The organism is Sodaliphilus sp. (assembly GCF_045598405.1).
GTDB classification, from domain to species: Bacteria; Bacteroidota; Bacteroidia; order Bacteroidales; family Muribaculaceae; genus Sodaliphilus; species Sodaliphilus limicaballi.
Genome location: NZ_JAZLLZ010000037.1, coordinates 1 through 17,153, shown reverse-complemented (window position 1 = coordinate 17,153; position 17,153 = coordinate 1). Strand labels below are relative to the sequence as shown.

The following is a 17,153-nucleotide window of genomic DNA, read 5'->3' as shown; positions in this document are numbered from 1 at the left end:
TTAATATATTTCTCTGTGAAATAGTTTAAACTAGGCTTGCGACAACATTTCAAAATTGGACTTCTCCAGTTGTTCTTTTGCATACTGTCGCGTGAGCATAAATTCGGTCACTCCGCTTGACGGCACTTGATACATGGCATCAATCATCACCGTCTCGAAGATAGACCTAAGTCCTCGTGCTCCAAGTTTATACTCTATCGCTTTATCTACAATATAATCAAGCACATCGTCATCGATATTAAGTTTCACGTTGTCCATCTCTAGGAGTTTGACATATTGCTTGACAATAGAATTCTTGGGCTCAATGAGAATGCGACGCAAAGCATCACGGTCAAGCGGCTCAAGATTAGTGAGAATGGGCAAGCGACCGATGATTTCTGGAATTAATCCGTAAGACCTCAAGTCCTGTGGTGCCACAAAGTGAAGCAGTTTTTCGCGGTCTTGCTGACTAACGTGGTTATCTACACCAAACCCCACTACATGAGTATTCATGCGTTGTGCTATTTTCTGTTCAATGCCTTCAAAAGCACCTCCACACACGAACAATATATTCTTGGTATCGACAGCGATCATCTTCTGGTCAGGATGCTTGCGTCCACCTTGAGGCGGTACATTCACGATTGAGCCTTCAAGCAGTTTTAGCAGACCTTGCTGTACGCCCTCGCCGCTCACGTCGCGAGTGATTGACGGGTTATCTCCCTTGCGAGCAATCTTATCAATCTCATCAATAAACACGATGCCACGTTGAGCTTGCGCCACATCATAGTCACACGCCTGCAGCAGCCTGGTGAGCAAGCTTTCAATGTCCTCGCCCACGTAACCGGCTTCGGTGAGCACTGTTGCGTCAACGATAGCGAATGGCACTTTAAGCAATTTGGCAATGGTCTTTGCAAGAAGGGTTTTGCCAGTTCCTGTGGGACCAACAATGATAATGTTAGACTTCTCGATATCGACGTCGTCCTTATCCTGTTTTAGGCGTTTATAGTGATTATAAACCGCTACCGAGAGATATTTCTTGGCCGTGTCCTGCCCTATCACATATTGGTCGAGATAAGCCTTGATTTCTTCGGGCTTGGGCAGAGACTCTAATTCCACGTCATCTGCATCAGCCTTGGCTTGATGCAGGTATTCGTGTACGATTTCATTGGCACGTCCAGCACACTCGTCGCATATACAACCAGCCATTCCCGGCAACAGCAGTCTCACTTCGTCACTGCCACGACCGCAAAAACTACACGTCAACTCTTCTTGCTTCTTTTTTGCCATTGATTAATTATTTTTTTGCTCTGACTAATACATTATCAATCATACCATAGGCCAGTGCTTCGTCGCTGGTCATCCAGTAATCGCGGTCGCTGTCGGCATAAACCTTGTCGTAGGGCTGTCCCGAGTGGTCGCTGATGATTGTGTAAAGTTCTTTCTTGAGTTTCAGTATTTCGCGTGAAGTAATCTCGATGTCAGACGCCTGTCCTTGGATTCCGCCCATGGGCTGATGTATCATCACACGTGAGTGTTTCAGAGCATGGCGCTTACCCTTCTCGCCAGCAACGAGCAACACGGCAGCCATCGATGCAGCCATGCCAGTGCATATTGTGGACACATCGCTCTGGATATACTGCATTGTGTCATAAATGCCCAGTCCGGCATATACCGAACCGCCAGGAGAATTGATATATAATGAAATGTCCTTGCCGGGATCAGCCGAGTCAAGGTATAACAACTGTGCTTGAATTACATTAGCAGTGTAATCATCTACTTGTGTGCCTAAGAAAATAATACGGTCCATCATCAAGCGCGAGAACACATCGATCTGTGTCACGTTAAGTTTACGCTCTTCCATGATAGTAGGGTTGATATAACTATCACTAACATGACTTGCATACTGGTCAAGCGAAAGGCCGTTCATTCCTAAATGATTCACGGCAAATTTGCGGAAATCGTCGTTCATAATATTATATTGATTATTTATGTTTCTTCAAAGTTACTACTTTTTTTTGAAACAAGGTTAAATTTTTGTGTGTTTTTTTCAAAAAAAGGGGCGAATATCAGAGATACCGCCCCTATATTGTGTCTAAGAAGTTTGATTATTGCTCAAACAGCTTGTTGAATTCTTCAACGCTCACGGTCTTCTCATCGAGAGTAACAGCATTCTGGATCTGTGCGAAGATCTTGTCTTCCATTGCACGATTTGTGATCTCGTTGTTGTACTTCTCGTCCTCGAGAATGCGGTGTGCATAGTCTTCAAGAGTGTCTTGAGGCACATTGGGCATACCATACTGTGCGAACTGCTGAGCGGCGAAGTAGCGAGCCAGGCGAAGTTTGTCCTCTGTCTCAACCTTCAAGGCAAAATTCTTAGCAACTTTCTCCTTGATGAGATGCCATTGCAATTGAGCCTTTGTCTTGGGGAAGTCCTCCTCAATCTTTGCGGGATCAGCATTCTCTTCACGAGCAGCGAGGAAACGCTTCAAGAAGTCCTCGGGCAGTTCAAGGTCGCCAACCACGCCCTTGAGCACTGTCTCGGCATCAAGAGTGAAGCGGTAATTGCTATCGTTCTTTAATTGAGCAGCAAGCATTTCCTTAACCTTAGCGAAATATTCTTCCTCGGTCTTTGCCTCATCCTTGCCAAGCACATTGTCGAAGAGTTCCTGATCGAGAGCAGCATCCTCGTTAACAAGTATCTCCTCAACGACAAACTTGAAGTCACTCTTCACGTCGGCCTGCTCCTTATCTATATTAAGAAGAGCTGAAAGTTCAGTCACGTTACCGTCAACCGAAGCGTTGGGGTTGTAAACCACGCCGTCGCCAACTTTTGCACCGACAAACTTTTTCTTCTCATCTTCGTTCTTGAGATATAAGGGGCAGATAACGGTCTTCTCAACCTTGATACCATCTTCGAGTTCAGCACCCTCGGCGTTGAGCTCAACGAGTGAACCGCGAAGGAGAGAATCTTCTTCAGCAACTTCACCAGCAACCTGCTTGCCGTAACGTTTGCGGAAGTTTTTGTCCTGGTTCTGAACCATTTCGTCGGTAACTTCAATATTATAGTAAGGAACCTTTACGTCCTTGTCGAGCTTAAGCTCAAATTCGGGAGCAAGACCAAGCTCGAATTTGAACTCAAAGTCTTTCTGACCTTTAAGATCGATGGGGCCATCATTGATGGGCATGGGTTCGCCAAGCAGATCAATCTTGTTGTCAACGATATATTGTGTGAAAGCACGTCCAACCATACGGTCAAGAACCTCGCTCAATACTTGTTCACCATAGAATTTCTTCAACAATCCAGCAGGTACATGACCAGGACGGAAACCTTTAATAGGACGCTTCATGCCCACTTCAGCAAGGCTTTTTTTCACGTCGTTCTTGTAGTCTTCTTCAACAATTGACACTGTAATTTTAGCGTTTACATTGCCAATCTTTTCAAAATTTACGTTCATTTTTTAATATAAAATTTTATTATAACTTAGTATTTATCCAAATTTATGCAAAATTACATCATATATTATCTACTGGCAAATATTGTGCCATTTTTTTTACTTTATTCACATTTAAATATATATAAAACACTTTGAAACGTGCATTATGATGAAAAAAGTGCTAGTAAATTTAATAAAAGTTCAGGTCGGTCATTATGTCACACTCATTGTGTCATATTTATTGTACCTACCTAGCAAAACAAACGGCCAGCAAAAATGCAAGGCCGTTTGTCCAAATAAAGTCACTTCTATATTCTAGATTACATTGTGAGTGCAATATTGTGTTCGTTAGCTAATCGACGCAGGTTGATCAGGGCATATCTCATTCGTCCCAACGCAGTGTTAATGCTCACACCCGTGAGGTCGCTGATTTCCTTATAACTCATGTCCTTGTAGTAACGCATGATCACGACGTCACGCTGGCTCTTGGGCAACTCCTTGACAAGGCGTCGTATGTCCTTGTGGATTTGCAGCACAACGAGAGAGTCCTCTATGGTAGATTCGCTAAATTCCTTACGGTTCAATATGTTTACTTCGGTAGCATCGGTCGACTGCAAACCTTCATTTTTCAGCTGGCGATAATAGTCAATAATCCTGTTATGGGCTATGCGTGTAACCCATGCAGCAAAACGACCGTTCTCAACATATCGTCCAGAGTTGAGGGTCGAAATTACCTTGACAAATGTTTCTTGAAATATGTCATCTGCCACATCTGCATTTTTAACATTGCGGAATATGTAACCATAAACAGAATCCTTGTGACGATCAAGGAGAGCGTCAAAGGCCTCGTTACATCCACTGACATACAACGAGATCAACTTCTCGTCGCTCTTGTCAAAAAAACTGTCCATATACCTTTCTATTAAAATTACTAGGTAAAGGTCTATTCTATAGGCAAATGAATTTAAATGAATAATAATATTTTCTTCTCAACTATCACGTTGAGATTGCAAATTTACATAAAAAAAACTTTTCTGCAAAAAAAAATGCAAAAAAGTTGTTTTCTAAAATAATAAATATCGTTTTTCTGCGTTATTAATTTCTTTTTCTGTTTCTGAACTTTATAAACATTTTCACTGCCTTCCACCCCAGCAGTGCATAGTCCATTGCTTTAAGTTTGGTCAACTCGTTATCGGTAAACAGAAGCCCCTTGATACCATTGACCGACATGGCATTCTTGGTATGAGCAAATTGCATAGCGATTTTCTCGCGTCCAAGTTCACGTCGCACCATCGCAACAATCCTGCGGCGCTTCAGCTCGTCCATTGTGTATCCGTTCCACTGTTCGGGAGTCACAACATCGGCAGTCGTAGCCGTGTTATCATTAGTCAACTTGCTCATCAGTCATTGGGGTTAAAAAACAACTTTGTGATAAATCTAGTAGCAGGATCTATAATTAATTGTTTCCTGAATGCATAAACAAGAAGCAATAGGAACAAGTGGATGCCTGCAACAATCAGGTTACCTAGCCACACATGTCCAGTGACATCGGCCAGAACTGCTACCAGTGAAGAACTGACAAAGTATAAAACAAAACTGCAAGCCACGATCATAACAAGTATCAAGATAATGCGAGATAGCAAAATTGACACTTTCTCGGCAACCGTGAGTTTGCCATACTCAATTTCAATCAACAAATGCTTCTTTGCATCTTGAAATATTTTTTTGAAATCTATACCCTCGTTCATTGCTTTATTTATTATGGTGTGTTCCCGTCTATGAGAACACACCATATTTACGTGATAATATTATTCTTCTATTTGCGCACTGATTTGCTGCACAAGCTGCTCTACCTCATCGTCGCTGAAATCGATGCCTTTTTTCTTCAACATCGCTTTGATGCGAGAACGCAAGTCACTTCCTTTTTCAGGAGCAAAAAGCACTGCAATAGTGCAACCAACTACGGCACCACCCAAGAATGCGTAAAGAATTCCTAATGCTTTGTTCTTTCCCATATTTCTATAATGATTTTAATTAACCCTCGATCTCCTCTGCGATTTGATCTACAAGCTCGTCCATCTTCTTGCCCTTCAATGCAAGACCTTTCTCTTTGAGAACGCGAGCAATCTTCTCTCTTGTGTCCTTGCCTTTTTCAGGGGCGAACAGCAAACCGACAGCAGCGCCTGCAATAGCACCACCAATCACGGCTAACACGATGTGTAATGGTTTCATAAATAAAATATTTAATGGTTAGTATAATACATTTCAACTACTCTGGTTGTTTTGAGCGGTTAAAATTATCCTTTTTTTTGCAAATATACAACATTTCTCTTGTTTTTTTTCATTATTTCAACGATTAATGCATGTTTGTTTCGCTTTTACTGAATTTATTGGTAATTTTGCACATTAAATTTTTACTTTTTGGCGATGAAAGCAAACAACATAGTAATCAAAGGTGCACGTGCAAATAATCTTAACAATGTCGATGTAACAATTCCTCGAGGCAAACTTGTGGTCATTACTGGCTTGTCGGGGTCGGGTAAATCATCCCTGGCATTCGACACCATTTATGCCGAGGGGCAACGTCGCTATGTTGAGAGTCTATCGTCTTATGCCAGACAGTTCCTGGGTCGTATGTCAAAACCTGACTGTGACTTTATCACAGGACTGCCACCCGCCATCGCCATAGAACAAAAAGTAAACAACCGCAACTCGCGTAGCACAGTGGGCACATCGACCGAGATTTATGATTATTTGAGGCTGTTGTTTGCACGCATAGGCAAGACCTACTCCCCTATCTCGGGAGAACTTGTCAAGAAACACACGTCTAACGATGTGCTTGACTGTATCAACTCCTATGGCGACGGTACCCGTTTTGCTATCGTTTCACCCATAATCGTGCCTGCCGATAGGACGATAGCCGATCATCTCGATATCTTATCAAAGGGCGGATATTCACGATTAGAGATAAACGGGACATTCAAGCAGATATCAGAGGCTGGCGAAGGCATCGATACATCAATCGCCAATCTGCTCATTGACCGCATGAGTGTTACTCACACAAAGGAGGACGACATGCGCATCTTCGACTCGCTCGAAACAGCTTTCTACGAAGGCAATGGAACTTGCATGATTCTTGTGTGGGATGGAGGTGAGATTGTTCGTCACACTTTCTCAAAACGTTTTGAGGCCGATGGCATAAAATTTGAGGAACCTTCTGATTTGATGTTCAACTTCAACAATCCTGTGGGCGCATGTCCTTCATGTGAAGGATTCGGCAAAATAACTGGTATTGACGAGAATCTCGTTGTTCCCGACAAAACCCTGTCGGTCTATGATGACGCTGTGATGTGCTGGCGAGGACAAGTCATGGGCGAATGGAAGCAAGAGTTTATACACTGGGCATCAAACCACAATTTCCACATTCACAGGCCCTATTATGAACTCAGCGAGGCCGAGAGAGATCTCCTGTGGCACGGCGACGCTTCTTTTCCTGGAATTGACGGTTTCTTTGAATACATCAAGAGCAAATCATATCAAATACAATATAGGGTCATGCTGTCACGATACCGTGGCAAGACGGTGTGCCCCGTGTGCCGTGGGTCAAGACTCAAACCCGGAGCATCTTATGTTAAGATAGCAGAAATGTCAATCGGCGACTTGGTGAAGATGTCGATCGAAAATCTCACCACTTGGTTCAAGCAACTATCTCTCGACGAACATGACACTATCATTGCCAAGCGACTTCTTGCCGAGATAAACAGCCGCCTTGAATTCCTCAATGATGTGGGGCTTGGATATCTCACTCTTGATCGTCTATCGGGGACTTTGTCGGGCGGAGAGAGCCAACGAATCAACTTGGCCACTTCGCTGGGTAGTTCGCTGGTGGGGTCAATCTACATCCTCGACGAGCCAAGCATTGGGCTGCATTCACGCGACACAAACAAACTTATTCACGTCTTGCAGATGCTAAAACAACTGGGCAATACAGTGGTTGTAGTGGAACACGACGAGGACATCATGCGAGCAGCCGACTATATTATAGATGTAGGTCCTGAAGCAGGACGTCACGGCGGCAACATCATCTTTCAGGGACCTATCGAGGAACTACCAAGTGCTTCAAATAGTTACACGGCAAGGTATTTAACCGGTGAAATGAGTATTCCTGTGCCAAAGCAACGACGCAAATGGCGTAACTTCATCGAAGTAAAAGGCGCTGCCGAGAATAATCTTAAAGGCATCAACGTGAAGTTCCCGCTTGAAGTGATCACTGTGGTGACCGGTGTTAGCGGATCGGGCAAATCGACTTTAGTCAACGATATCCTTTTCAGGGCGTTAAACCGCCATTATGGCGAGAGTTCTGACGCACCTGGCACCCATTCGTCAATCTCGGGCGACCTCGACCGCATAACTGGCGTTGAGCTAGTGGATCAGACTCCCATCGGCAAGTCGTCACGAAGCAATCCAGCAACTTATCTCAAGGCATTCGACGAGATCAGGCAACTATTCAGTTCACAACAACTTGCCAAGCAGATGGGTTACGGCCCAGGGTATTTCTCATTCAACTCACAGGGCGGACGCTGCGAGGAGTGTAAAGGAGAAGGCAAGATTTCCATTGAAATGCAATTCATGGCCGACATCACCCTCACGTGTGAGGCATGCCAGGGCAAGAGGTTCAGCCGCGAAGCGCTCGATGTCACCTATCAAGGAAAGACTGTATATGATATCCTCAACATGACCATCAACCAAGCCATTGAGTTCTTCTCACAGCACAAGACTCTCAATGAGGCAAAAATCGTGAAAAGACTCAAGCCATTGCAAGATGTGGGTTTAGGATACATCAAGTTAGGTCAATCTTCCTCTACCCTATCAGGCGGTGAAAACCAGCGCGTTAAACTTGCCTATTTCTTGAGCGGGGAACATAGAGGGCGCAAAATGTTTATTTTCGATGAACCCACTACCGGACTCCACTTCCATGACATCAACACGTTAATGAAATCATTTACCCAGCTCATCGACAAGGGACATACTGTGGTAATTATCGAGCACAATATGGACGTGATTAAGTGTGCCGACCATATAATTGACCTAGGTCCCGACGGAGGCAATGACGGAGGTTATTTAGTAGCTTGCGGAACTCCCGAAGATATAGTAAAGAACAAAGATAGCCATACAGGCAAGTACCTAAAAGAAAAAATCGGTTGATCAACCGATTTTTTCTTTTATAAATTGAGGTCTCTATATTATATAAATTACCTAATACGCTCACTGTCGCTCAACAGTTTTTTATCATGCTTCATGCCTTTGCTAGCCATCATTACAAGCACCATAGAAACAAACGGGAAAGCAATGGGCCATTGCATAATAGCAACAGCATGACCATGTTGAGTAACCATCATCACACCTATGGTTACAAGAAGTGCAACGACAAGCAAAAGCAAAACATTAGTGACCTTAATCTGTTGTTTGAGATTTTTATACATGAATATCACTATCACTGACAAAACAGAGATGAGCACGTCAAGGCAAAGAAGCACATAAGAAACCGCACTAATTTCACCTAGCGGCAAAGCCCCGATAAAAAACACGCCCGCATCCGAACGAAGTTCAATCACTGGCATGAATGCAAACACAATCATCAATATTGATGCTAATAACAAGTAAAGACTTTGAATTCGTTGTATTACCATTACCTTTATTTTTTTGTTAATTTGAATACAAAATTAATATTTTTTTTATTACGAAGAAACTAAAACGTCTTATTTTTGCAATAGATTTGATTAACAACACTTTTTTTAGTAACTTTGCATTAAATTTCAATATTCCTATAAATATGGCAGAATCTGCACTACTGCAACGCCTTGAAGGCCTTGACGCTCGTTTTGAAGAAATCGGCACACTCATCACCGACCCTAACGTGATTGCCGACCAAAAGCGATATGTAAAACTCACCAAAGAATATAAAAGTCTTGAAACATTGCTTAACGCTACCAATAAGTATCGTCGCATGTTGAGTGACATCGAAGACGCTAAACTTCTTCTTGAGACTGAGAAGGACGAAGACATGCGCGCCATGGCTCGCGAAGAACTTGATGCAGCAACCGAACAAATACCCAAGGTGGAAGAGGAAATCAAGCTATTGCTTATCCCCGAAGACCCCGAAGACTCCAAGAATATCGTTCTTGAAATCAGAGGTGGCACAGGCGGTGACGAGGCAGCACTTTTTGCTGGTGACCTTGCACGCATGTACACACGCTATTGCGAGTCTCGTGGATGGAACGTCCAGGTGTCAAGTTGCAGCGAGGGAGCATCTGGTGGTTTCAAAGAAATCATTTTCAGCGTAACTGGCGACAATGTATATGGAACAATGAAATATGAGTCGGGCGTGCATCGCGTTCAACGTGTGCCGGCAACTGAAACACAAGGCCGAGTGCACACTTCGGCTGCTTCAGTGGCAGTATTGCCCGAGGCCGAACCGTTTGACGTTCATATTAATGAAGGTGAAATCAAGTGGGACACTTTCCGCAGTAGCGGTGCCGGTGGACAAAACGTGAATAAAGTGAATTCGGGTGTACGACTCAGGTACATGTGGACCAACCCCAATACTGGTGAAGAACAAGAGATCCTCATCGAGTGTACAGAGACACGCGACCAGCCCAAGAACAAAGAGCGTGCACTTGCCCGCCTACGCACATTTATCTACGACAACGAGCACAAGAAATATGTCGATGACATTGCATCGCGACGCAAAACACTCGTCTCAACAGGTGACCGCTCGGCAAAGATACGAACCTACAACTATCCCCAGGGACGTATTACCGACCACCGCATAGGCTACACCATCTACAACCTTCCGGCATTCATGGACGGCGACATACAGGGATGTATTGATCAACTCACTGTTGCCGAAAATGCCGAAAAACTTAAGGAAGCAGAACTTTAATTTTTTACAGCTATATGAATCGTCAACAATTATTTGCCAACATCTTGCGCAAGCGTTCTTTCCTGTGCGTAGGACTTGACCCTGACCTTGACAAGATGCCTGCCTCGCTGGAAGGAGATCTCTTTAAGTTCAACAAAGCGATAATCGATGCCACCGCACAGCATGCTATCGCTTTCAAACCAAACCTTGCTTTCTATGAAGTGCAAGGAGTCAAAGGTTACAAAGCCTTTGAGGACACAGTGAGATATATCAGGAATAACTATCCTGACGTCATGATTATCGCCGATGCCAAGCGAGGAGATATAGGAAACACCAGCCGCATGTATGCTCGCAGTTTCTTTGAGACTCTTGATGTAGATGCAATCACTGTTGCACCCTACATGGGCGAAGATAGCGTTACTCCTTTCTTGGGATATGACGGAAAATGGGTTATTGTCTTGGGGTTGACTTCCAACAAAGGATCACATGATTTTCAACTCACAACCGATGCCACAGGTACACCTCTCTACAAGAATGTACTATCCAAAGTCAGTTCATGGGGCAATGATAGTAACATGATGTTTGTTGTGGGAGCCACGCAGGGACAATTATTTGAAGAAGTACGCCAAGTCGTTCCGTCGCATTTCCTGTTGGTTCCTGGTGTGGGTGCTCAAGGTGGAAGCCTAGCCGAAGTAGCGAAATACGGCATGACTCGCGAGTGCGGGCTAATTGTAAATTCGTCTCGCGGAATAATTCATGCTTCAAGCAATGACGATTTTGCACAAGTCGCAGCAGCCAAAGCCGCCCAACTTAATGCAGAAATGGCACATATTTTAGAGAATTATAGATTTTTTTCTTGAATTAATTCTCTAATTAAATAATAATAATTAATTTTGTGACGCATTCCACACAGGAGTGTCACGACCATATGGTAAATATTTTTTATTAAATAACAAAAAATGGCTAATATTAATGATTTTAACTTCGCTGGTTTAAAGGCGATTGTACGCGTTGACTTCAACGTTCCCTTGAACGAGAATGGTGTAATTACTGACGACACACGCATCCGCGGTGCGCTACCCACTCTCAAGAAAATCCTTGCTGATGGCGGTGCTCTGATCGTCATGTCACACATGGGCAAGCCCAAAGGCAAAGTGAATCCCAAGCTCTCTCTTGGTCAGATTAAGGATGCTGTAGCTGCTGCTCTGGGTACTCCCGTGCAGTTTGCCGAGGATTGTGCAAAGGCAGCTGATGCAGCTGCTGCATTGAAGGCTGGTGAAGTTCTTCTGCTCGAGAACCTCCGCTTCTACCCCGAAGAAGAAGGCAAGCCCGTAGGCATCGACAAAGAAGATCCCGCTTATGCTGACGCAAAGAAGGAAATGAAGACTCGTCAGGCCGAGTTCGCCAAGACACTTGCTAGCTATGCCGATGTTTATGTAAACGACGCATTCGGTACTGCTCACCGTCGTCATGCTTCAACAGCAGTTATTGCCGACAGCTTTGATGCTGACCACAAGATGCTCGGTTATCTCATGGAGAAAGAGGTAGTCGCTATCGACAACGTTCTCAAGAACGCACAGCATCCCTTCACCGCAATCATCGGTGGTAGCAAGGTAAGCTCTAAACTCGCAGTTATCAAGAACCTCCTCGACAAGGTTGACAACCTCATCATCGGTGGTGGTATGGGCTTTACTTTCATCAAGGCTCAAGGTGGTAACATCGGTCTTTCGCTCCATGAGGACGACCTGATGCCCGAGGCTCTTAGCGTAATGGCAGCAGCCAAGGAGAAAGGTGTGAACCTGAGTCTTTCGGTTCAGACTGTATGTGCACAGGAATTCAAGAACGACGCTGAACGCCAGGTTGTTGATATTTTCAACATTCCCGAAGGCTGGGAAGGTATGGATGCTGGTCCCAAGTCACTTGAAAACTGGAAGAAGATCATCCTCGACTCAAAGACTATCCTCTGGAATGGTCCCGTCGGCGTGTTTGAACTTGACAACTTCGCTGTAGGTACAGGTGAAATCGCTAAGTATGTTGCCGAAGCTACTGCCAACGGTGCTTACTCTCTCGTAGGTGGTGGCGACTCTGTTGCTGCTGTCAACAAGTTCGGTTTGGCCGACAAGGTATCTTATGTATCAACAGGTGGTGGTGCTATGCTCGAGGCTATCGAGGGCAAGACTCTTCCTGGTGTTGCAGCAATCAAGGGTGAATAATTTCACACTGACTTCTTATCATAAACGGGGTGCATCAGCATCCCGTTTTTTTACACACCACAATTAACCCCTTCAACAGGCAAACAATGCTACAGAGCAATAGAAAACTCCTTCAACCCCATATTTAACGAAATTGTCAAAAATATACTATTTTTTTGGGTATAATTCAAAGAATTATTACTACCTTTGTATGTTTATTTGTCGCAATACAAAAACAACGGCTTAAAACAAATTGTTACTATATAATTAATCAAAAAAATCTTATGGCAGAAACAAGACAAAAACTGTTCGACATGTTTCCTCCCGTCTCTCCCGAAGAGTGGCGTGCTAAAGCCGAGGTTGACCTGAAAGGTGCTGACTTTGGCAAAAAGATGGTATGGCGAACAAACGAAGGTTTCGACGTTCAGCCTCTCTATCGTGGCGTTGACATCGAGAACTTGAAAGCAACAGAATCACTTCCTGGTGAGTATCCCTTCGTACGTGGTACACGCACTAACAACGACTGGCTGTCACGTCAGGACATCGTTGTTGAGGATGTAGCTGAGGCTAACGCTAAGGCTCTCGACGTGCTCAACAAGGGCATCGACTCTCTGGGCTTCAAGGTGAATGGTGACGTTAAGCTTGCCGACCTCCTCAAGGGCATCTATCTGCCCGCATGTGAGATCAACATCATGTGCTGTCCCAAGTGCGCTCTTGGCTATGCAACCGAGCTCGTTGAACTCGTTAAGGCTGCTGGTTGCGAGGAGACTTTCAAGGGTTCAATCGACTTCGATCCCTTTAAACGTCAATTCAAGCATGGTGTTGCTTTCCCCAGCGACGTGAAAGCAATGGCTACCGAGCTGCTCAACGCTGTTAAGGACGTTAAGGGCCTCAAGGTTCTGAGCGTAAACACAAAGAATCTCACTAATGCTGGTGCTTACATCTATCAGGAGCTCGGTTATGCTCTTTCATGGGGTAACGAGTGGATGGCAATGATGACCGAGGCTGGTTTCAGCGCCGACGAGGTTGCTCACCGCATTAAATTCAACATGGGTGTATCTACCATCTACTTCATGGAGATCGCTAAGTTCCGCGCTGCTCGTCAGCTGTGGGCTCAGATTGTTAAGGAGTACAAGCCCGAGTGCGAATGTGCTTGCAAGATGGTTGTAAACGCCGAGACTTCTAAGTTCAACCAGACTCTGTTTGACTCACACGTTAACCTCCTCCGTTCACAGACCGAGGCTATGAGCGCTGCTCTGGGTTGTGTTGATTCAATCGTGGTTGTTCCTTTCGACGCTCCTTATCAGAAGAGCGACGATTTCTCAGAGCGCATCGCTCGCAACCAGCAGATCCTGCTGCGCGAAGAGAGCCACCTCGACAAGGTAGTTGACCCCGCTGGTGGTTCTTACTACATTGAGATGCTCACTGCTTCTCTGGCACAGGAAGGATGGAAACTCTTTCTCGACGTTGAGGATAAGGGCGGTTTCAATGCTGCTGTAAACGAGGTTGTTGCTGCTGTCAACGCAAGCGCTAAGGACCGCTTCGGCAAAGTTGCTAAGCGCCGCGAGCAGCTACTTGGTACTAACCAGTTCCCCAACTTCACCGAGGTTGCAGGCGACAAGGCTGCTGCCAAGTGTGAGTGCAAGTGCGAGTGTGCTTGCGAGGAGGGCGAGGTTAAGCTTAACGACAAGCGTCTGGGCGAAGAGTTCGAAGAAATTCGTCTTGCAACCGAGAAGGCAGCCAAGCAGCCTGTTGTATTCATGCTCACTATCGGTAACCTGGCAATGCGTCTTGCTCGTGCACAGTTCTCTGACAACTTCTTCGCATGCGCTGGTTACAAGCTCATCGACAACAACGGTTTCAAGACCGTTGAAGAAGGTGTGAACGCTGCTATGGAACAGAATGCCGACATCGTTGTTCTGTGTTCAAGCGACGACGAGTATCCCACTCTCATTCCCGAGGCAGTTAAGCTTCTCGACGGCAAGGCTGAACTCGTGCTCGCAGGTCCCGAGACCGACGAGTTCAAGGAGATGGGTGTAACTAACTTCATCAACGTGCGTACAAATGTATTAAGTTCACTTAAAGCTTTCAATGCAAAACTTTTAAAATAACAGTTGACTAATATGAGACCTAATTTTAAGAATATAGATATTGCAAACGAGGCTTTTAACGTAGAACACAAGCCTCTGGTGATGGCCGAGCCTTGGAAAAACGCCGAGTTGCTCGACATCAAGCCCATTTATACAAAGCAGGACCTCGAGGGTCTTGAGCACCTTAACTTTGTGGCTGGTATTCCTCCCTTCCTGGGCGGTCCTTACAGCCTTATGTATCCCTTCCGTCCGTGGACCGTTCGCCAGTATGCAGGTTTCTCTACTGCACACGAGTCAAACGCATTCTACCGTCGTAACCTGGCATCAGGCCAGAAGGGTCTTTCAGTAGCATTTGACCTTCCCACTCACCGTGGTTACAATGCCGACAACCAGCGCGTTGTGGGTGATGTAGGTAAGGCTGGTGTATCTATCTGCTCTGTTGAGGATATGAAGGTCCTCTTCGATGGTATCCCCTTGAACAAGATGTCAGTGTCAATGACAATGAACGGTGCCGTTCTTCCCATCATGGCATTCTACATCGTTTCTGGTCTGGAGCAGGGCGCTAAGCTCGAGGAAATGGCTGGTACAATCCAGAACGACATCCTCAAGGAGTTCATGGTGCGCAACACCTATATCTATCCTCCCAAATTCTCTATGCAGATCATTGCGAGCATCTTTGAGTACACATCTCAAAACATGCCCAAGTTCAACAGCATCTCTATCTCTGGTTACCACATGCAGGAAGCAGGTGCAACAGCCGACATCGAGCTCGCCTTCACACTGGCCGACGGTATGGATTACATCCGCACCGGTGTAAACGCTGGTCTTGACGTTGATGCATTCGCTCCCCGTCTGTCATTCTTCTGGGCTATTTCTATGAACTTCTTCACCGAGATCGCTAAGATGCGTGCAGGTCGTCTGCTGTGGGCTAAGATCGTTAAGAGCTTCGGCGCTAAGAATCCCAAGTCTATGTCACTGCGTACACACAGCCAGACATCAGGTTGGTCACTCACAGCACAGGATCCCTTCAACAACGTTGGCCGCACATGTATCGAGGCTATGGCAGCAGCTCAGGGTCACACCCAGTCACTGCACACCAACGCACTCGACGAGGCTATCGCACTGCCCACCGACTTCTCAGCTCGTATCGCTCGTAACACCCAGATCTACATCCAGCAGGAAACTTATGTAACCAAGGCTATTGACCCCTGGGCTGGTTCTTACTATGTAGAGAAGCTCACCGACGAACTCGTTCACAAGGCATGGGCTCACATCGAGGAGATTGAGAAACTTGGCGGTATGGCTAAGGCTATCGAGACCGGCGTGCCCAAAATGCGCATCGAGGAAGCTGCTGCTCGCACACAAGCTCGTATCGACAGCGGTCGCCAGACTATCGTTGGTATCAACAAGTATGCTCTCGAGAAAGAAGATCCCATCGACATTCTCGAAATCGACAATACCGAGGTTCGCAAGGAACAGGTTGCTAACCTTGACAAACTCCGCGCTGAGCGTGACGAGGCTAAGGTTCAGGCCGACCTCGAAGCAATCACTAAGTGCGTAGAAACCGGTGAAGGCAACCTCCTCGCACTCGCAGTTGAGGCAGCTAAGGATCGTGCATCACTCGGTGAGATCTCTGATGCTTGCGAGAAGATCGTGGGCCGTTATAAAGCAGTTGTTAAAACAATTAGTGGCGTGTATTCATCTGAAACTCAAAACAATCCCGACCTCCAGCGCGCACGCGAGCTCACAAGCTTGTTCGCTAAGAAGTATGGTCGTCAGCCCCGTATCATGATCGCTAAGATGGGTCAGGACGGTCACGACCGTGGTGCTAAGGTTGTTGCTACCGGCTATGCCGACTGTGGCTTCGACGTAGATATGGGTCCCCTCTTCCAGACTCCCGAAGAGAGCGCTCGCCAGGCAGTTGAGAACGACGTAAACGTTCTCGGTGTATCTTCACTGGCAGCAGGTCACAAGACCCTTATTCCTCAAGTAATCGCTGAGCTCAAGAAGCTCGGTCGCGAGGACATCATGGTATCGGCTGGTGGTGTAATCCCCGCTCAGGACTACGACTTCCTCTATCAGGCAGGTGTAGCTTGCATCTTCGGCCCCGGTACTTCAGTAATGAAGTCAGCAATCGCCGTTATGGAGCTCCTTCTCAATGAGGAATAATCATTTATAACACCTAATCAATTAGGGAGAAAACCACAGGTTTTCTCCCTAATTTCGTTTATAGTAAACACAATGTGATAGTATTTTTGCTGGACAAAAATTTAGTAACATATATGTTGTTGAAAATATATGGCTGCGTCGGTTATGACACAGCCATATAGCAAACTAAATTATAAATCACTTATACTAATTTGACACAAGATGTCAAATGTACTAACTATATTTACTCAACTTTAGCATTTGATAATAAATATTGCTAATTTGTTGTCCGGCAGGACAATACCTAAATAACCCCCACCGCCGAACGAAGTGGCGGTGGGGGAAGAAATGCAACACGCACTGCGTCCAGCAGGACGCTAATCGGAGC

At 45.5% G+C, this 17,153-nt stretch carries 15 protein-coding genes; 6 read left to right on the top strand and 9 right to left on the bottom strand.

Annotated features, from left to right (window positions below):
* Window positions 1-30 precede the first annotated feature (30 nt).
* The 8 genes from clpX to ACKI3C_RS02900 form a co-directional block, all read right to left on the bottom strand.
* A complete protein-coding gene (gene clpX, locus ACKI3C_RS02935) occupies window positions 31-1,266 on the bottom strand; it encodes an ATP-dependent Clp protease ATP-binding subunit ClpX (protein ID WP_407401878.1) in 1,236 nt (411 codons plus the stop codon).
* Window positions 1,267-1,273: 7 nt separating this feature from the next.
* Window positions 1,274-1,948 carry an ATP-dependent Clp endopeptidase proteolytic subunit ClpP gene (gene clpP, locus ACKI3C_RS02930; RefSeq protein WP_407401876.1) on the bottom strand — a complete coding sequence of 225 codons (675 nt, stop codon included), beginning with the start codon at window positions 1,946-1,948 and terminating at the stop codon, window positions 1,274-1,276.
* Between the two features lie 136 nt (window positions 1,949-2,084).
* Window positions 2,085-3,434, bottom strand: coding sequence for a trigger factor (locus ACKI3C_RS02925; protein ID WP_407401874.1), 1,350 nt, complete (start codon window positions 3,432-3,434; stop codon window positions 2,085-2,087).
* Window positions 3,435-3,733: 299 nt separating this feature from the next.
* Window positions 3,734-4,324: an RNA polymerase sigma factor gene (locus tag ACKI3C_RS02920; RefSeq protein ID WP_407401872.1), complete on the bottom strand. Its 591-nt coding sequence runs from the start codon at window positions 4,322-4,324 to the stop codon at window positions 3,734-3,736.
* A 184-nt stretch (window positions 4,325-4,508) separates the two neighbouring features.
* Window positions 4,509-4,814, bottom strand: coding sequence for a hypothetical protein (locus ACKI3C_RS02915; RefSeq protein ID WP_407401871.1), 306 nt, complete (start codon window positions 4,812-4,814; stop codon window positions 4,509-4,511).
* Entirely contained in the window at window positions 4,814-5,161 is a 348-nt protein-coding gene (locus ACKI3C_RS02910) for a hypothetical protein (protein WP_407401869.1), read from the bottom strand. The genes ACKI3C_RS02915 and ACKI3C_RS02910 overlap by 1 nt, the downstream gene beginning before the upstream one ends.
* A gap of 60 nt (window positions 5,162-5,221) precedes the next feature.
* The gene (locus tag ACKI3C_RS02905) at window positions 5,222-5,428 is read right to left on the bottom strand and encodes a YtxH domain-containing protein (protein WP_407401867.1); all 207 of its coding nucleotides are present in this window, start codon (window positions 5,426-5,428) and stop codon (window positions 5,222-5,224) included.
* Window positions 5,429-5,447: 19 nt separating this feature from the next.
* Entirely contained in the window at window positions 5,448-5,645 is a 198-nt protein-coding gene (locus ACKI3C_RS02900) for a YtxH domain-containing protein (RefSeq protein WP_407401865.1), read from the bottom strand.
* A gap of 195 nt (window positions 5,646-5,840) precedes the next feature.
* Here ACKI3C_RS02900 and uvrA point away from each other — a divergent pair, with 195 nt between their 5' ends.
* A complete protein-coding gene (gene uvrA / locus ACKI3C_RS02895; RefSeq protein ID WP_407401863.1) occupies window positions 5,841-8,618 on the top strand; it encodes an excinuclease ABC subunit UvrA in 2,778 nt (925 codons plus the stop codon).
* Between the two features lie 47 nt (window positions 8,619-8,665).
* Here uvrA and ACKI3C_RS02890 read toward each other — a convergent pair whose 3' ends face one another.
* Complete coding sequence (locus tag ACKI3C_RS02890; protein ID WP_407401861.1) at window positions 8,666-9,103, bottom strand: DUF4293 domain-containing protein; 438 nt, start codon at window positions 9,101-9,103, stop codon at window positions 8,666-8,668.
* A gap of 143 nt (window positions 9,104-9,246) precedes the next feature.
* On the opposite strand from ACKI3C_RS02890, the gene prfA reads away from it, so the two are divergent.
* The 5 genes from prfA to scpA all read left to right on the top strand — a co-directional run bounded on the left by prfA (window position 9,247) and on the right by scpA (window position 16,786).
* The gene (gene prfA, locus ACKI3C_RS02885; RefSeq protein WP_407401859.1) at window positions 9,247-10,356 is read left to right on the top strand and encodes a peptide chain release factor 1; all 1,110 of its coding nucleotides are present in this window, start codon (window positions 9,247-9,249) and stop codon (window positions 10,354-10,356) included.
* 14 nt (window positions 10,357-10,370) lie between these two features.
* Window positions 10,371-11,195 (top strand): orotidine-5'-phosphate decarboxylase, encoded by an 825-nt coding sequence (gene pyrF / locus ACKI3C_RS02880; RefSeq protein ID WP_407401857.1) that lies wholly within the window; start codon window positions 10,371-10,373, stop codon window positions 11,193-11,195.
* A 99-nt stretch (window positions 11,196-11,294) separates the two neighbouring features.
* A complete protein-coding gene (locus ACKI3C_RS02875) occupies window positions 11,295-12,548 on the top strand; it encodes a phosphoglycerate kinase (RefSeq protein WP_407401855.1) in 1,254 nt (417 codons plus the stop codon).
* A gap of 263 nt (window positions 12,549-12,811) precedes the next feature.
* On the top strand, window positions 12,812-14,638 hold the full coding sequence (locus ACKI3C_RS02870; RefSeq protein WP_407401853.1) for a methylmalonyl-CoA mutase family protein: 1,827 nt from the start codon (window positions 12,812-12,814) through the stop codon (window positions 14,636-14,638).
* 12 nt (window positions 14,639-14,650) lie between these two features.
* Complete coding sequence (scpA, locus tag ACKI3C_RS02865) at window positions 14,651-16,786, top strand: methylmalonyl-CoA mutase (RefSeq protein WP_407401851.1); 2,136 nt, start codon at window positions 14,651-14,653, stop codon at window positions 16,784-16,786.
* Window positions 16,787-17,153 lie beyond the last annotated feature (367 nt).